Below are 2,645 nucleotides of genomic sequence, written 5' to 3'. Positions count from 1 at the left end.
GGCTCGGCAGCTGCTACAAAGGGTGTCGCGGCTGAAATTGCTTAACTGACTGGCATCAGGCACCTGGGCTCCATAACTTCGCGCAGGGACATGCGCTTGAACGCCTCGACCAGTGCGCGCCCCTCCTCAGGCGCACAAGTAACCGCCAATCGCATGGTCGCCTCCCCCAGGTGCCAGATCAAAAACGCCGACTCCTCGACCTGTTGTACGTCGCAGTCGGGATAGACGCGAAGCATTGCCTGGGCCAGCAGCGCTCCGGCAACCCGACTCTCCTCCAACTCCAGCTGCAACAACTGCTTGTCGGCCTGCATGCCGAACCAGATGTCACGCATCACCGGTGACGCCATCACAATCTCGTAATACAAATCGAGCAACTGCGAATAGGCAGCCTGCAAACCCCGGGCATCCTCGACGGCCGCCATTGCCTCTGCAATGCAACGGCGGCTCTCAGCGTTATAGCGCTCGGCCAGCGTGCGGATCACGGAACTCTTGTCGGGGAAGTACTGATAAAGGGAACCGATCGAGATCTCGGAGCGCTCGGCGATTTCACTCATCTTGAGTTGATCGCTGCCCTTGTCCGCAATCAATTGAGTCGCCATCGCCAGAATCCGCTCCTGACGATCGCGGCTGCGCTGTTGCGTGGGATTGCGTCGAACCGCTCCTGCAGGCTGTTCGAGGGGTTCAGAGGTTTGTTTGCGCACGAGTGAATTCCCGATCAAAAACGTGACATGTACTCACCTTAGCATCGCCACTCCCTACACCCAACAACAGATACCACACGTCGGGGAATTCGATGTGATGGGTTGACGGCAAAACATGAGCATCTATCATCTTTTAAACATGAGCATCACTCACATTACCCGATGGAGATGAACGCGATGAAAACTGTCCAACCAATCACGCTGGTCCTCGGCGCCACCGGCAAAACCGGACGGCGTATCACAGAGCGGCTCGAAGCCGCCGGCCTGCCCGTTCGCCGGGGTTCCCGCGACGCCAATCCACCCTTCGACTGGGAAGATCGATCGACCTGGGACGCCGTGATCGATGGCGTTCATTGCGTCTACATTTCCTTTCAACCTGATCTCGCCGTTCCAGGCGCCCTTGAGACCATCCAGGCGTTCACCGACCTGGCGGTGAAAAGCGGCGTCCGCAAACTGGTCTTGTTATCCGGGCGCGGCGAAGTGGAAGCGGAGCAGGCCGAACGCGTCGTACAAGACAGCGGGATTGACTGGACGATTCTGCGGGCCAGTTGGTTCTGCCAGAATTTCAGCGAGGCACACTTTCTCGAACCCCTTCTGCACGGTGAACTCGCACTCCCCGTCGGCCAGGTCGCCGAGCCCTTTGTCGATGCAGAAGACATTGCCGAGTGTGCCGTCGCGGCACTGACCCAACCCGGGCACACCGGCCAGCTCTATGAACTGACCGGTCCTCGGGCGTTGACCTTTGCTCAAGCCGTGACCGAGATTGCCCGCTCCACCGGTCGCAACATCGAATTCGTGGCCGTACCGCCGGATGCCTATCGACAGGCAATGGAACAGGACCAACTTCCCCCGGTATTGATCGATCTGGTGTTGTATCTCTTCACGACTGTGCTGGACGGCCGCAACACACCCGTGGCCGATGGCGTACAGCGGGCACTGGGACGCCCGGCGCGCGACTTCGGCGACTACGTACGGCGCACTGCCGCTACGGGCATCTGGGGCAATGGCAGTCCGACGTAAAGCAGTGGCGGGAACCTGCTTCGTCGACTAGGGTTTTTGGCGTGTCGAAGTGCGGCGCCTTTATTGGCAGGAGCCTGATTAAGGAGGAACCCATGTCACTCAATCGTAGTGCTGAACAAATCTACCGCCAGTGGTCGACCCCGATCCTGTTGGAACTCAAGGAGCGAGAACATCAGATGAACCCGTCAGACCGCCAGGCCCTGGAAAACGTACTGCTGGAAAGAAGGCTGATTGATACCGGCAACCCGGCCGGCAGCAATCGTCGCAAGGCAGACCCGGCGTCCTGAAAGCATCAGGCAATCACGATCAAGACAGAAATAATGGAACAGAAACAAACAAGGGCTTGCATCCGCTTTCGCTTGCAAGCCCTTGGTTTAGAGCATGCCCCCAATCGAACGCAAACACGTTTCAAACGTCTGAATCCCCCGCCGCCGTAAATCAATTTTTGATAATTATTAATTTCCACCGCCCCCCTCTATCGCCTTTAAATGTGGGCTAAACCACCACATGGAGGGATTCTAGGATGCTGATAAAAATCGAGAAAGCGAGCAAACCGGAAGGCTGGAATGTATGGATGAACGCGTGGTGCGTTGAATTTCGCAGCTACGCAGAAGCCCTGGCGTTCGTGAATAGATTGGAAGGCCGGATCAATGCACCTCACCCCTTGCCTACCAGCACCGCCAGACTTCTGTTGGAACTGGCTTAACCTCGCGACGCCATCACCGAGAAGCTATCCACGACGTCATATCCATATTTAATAATCTGTTTTTGATAATTATTGATTTCGCTCGTCCCTCTCCCTCGACTTTAAATATGCGTCGAGGGGGGGCGTTGGCCAAGGTGAGGTTTACAGGCGACACCTTTAACGGACGCTTCGAATACAGCCAGTCTGCATTTGAGGAGGTGTAGTGGTCTAATGAAACC

Annotated in this window: 4 protein-coding genes; 3 read left to right on the top strand and 1 reads right to left on the bottom strand. The window is 56.7% G+C overall.

Annotation, left to right across the window (positions count from 1 at the left end):
- Positions 1-41 precede the first annotated feature (41 nt).
- Positions 42-701, bottom strand: coding sequence for a TetR/AcrR family transcriptional regulator (locus PMI34_RS10145; RefSeq protein WP_032829757.1), 660 nt, complete (start codon positions 699-701; stop codon positions 42-44).
- A gap of 177 nt (positions 702-878) precedes the next feature.
- On the opposite strand from PMI34_RS10145, the gene PMI34_RS10150 reads away from it, so the two are divergent.
- The 3 genes from PMI34_RS10150 to PMI34_RS10160 all read left to right on the top strand — a co-directional run bounded on the left by PMI34_RS10150 (position 879) and on the right by PMI34_RS10160 (position 2,427).
- Positions 879-1,721, top strand: coding sequence for an NAD(P)H-binding protein (locus PMI34_RS10150; RefSeq protein WP_008051429.1), 843 nt, complete (start codon positions 879-881; stop codon positions 1,719-1,721).
- Between the two features lie 92 nt (positions 1,722-1,813).
- Positions 1,814-2,008 carry a hypothetical protein gene (locus PMI34_RS10155; RefSeq protein ID WP_008051428.1) on the top strand — a complete coding sequence of 65 codons (195 nt, stop codon included), beginning with the start codon at positions 1,814-1,816 and terminating at the stop codon, positions 2,006-2,008.
- 236 nt (positions 2,009-2,244) lie between these two features.
- The gene (locus PMI34_RS10160; RefSeq protein ID WP_008051427.1) at positions 2,245-2,427 is read left to right on the top strand and encodes a hypothetical protein; all 183 of its coding nucleotides are present in this window, start codon (positions 2,245-2,247) and stop codon (positions 2,425-2,427) included.
- The last annotated feature ends 218 nt before the right edge of the window (positions 2,428-2,645 follow it).

The organism is Pseudomonas sp. GM74 (assembly GCF_000282455.1).
GTDB lineage: Bacteria > Pseudomonadota > Gammaproteobacteria > Pseudomonadales > Pseudomonadaceae > Aquipseudomonas.
This window is presented reverse-complemented; position numbering and strand designations above follow the sequence as displayed.

Coding starts and splice junctions, on each gene's coding strand:
- PMI34_RS10150 (WP_008051429.1), top strand. CDS start 879: ATGAAAACTGTCCAACCAATCACGCTGGTCCTCGGCGCCACCGGCAAA.
- PMI34_RS10155 (WP_008051428.1), top strand. CDS start 1,814: ATGTCACTCAATCGTAGTGCTGAACAAATCTACCGCCAGTGGTCGACC.
- PMI34_RS10160 (WP_008051427.1), top strand. CDS start 2,245: ATGCTGATAAAAATCGAGAAAGCGAGCAAACCGGAAGGCTGGAATGTA.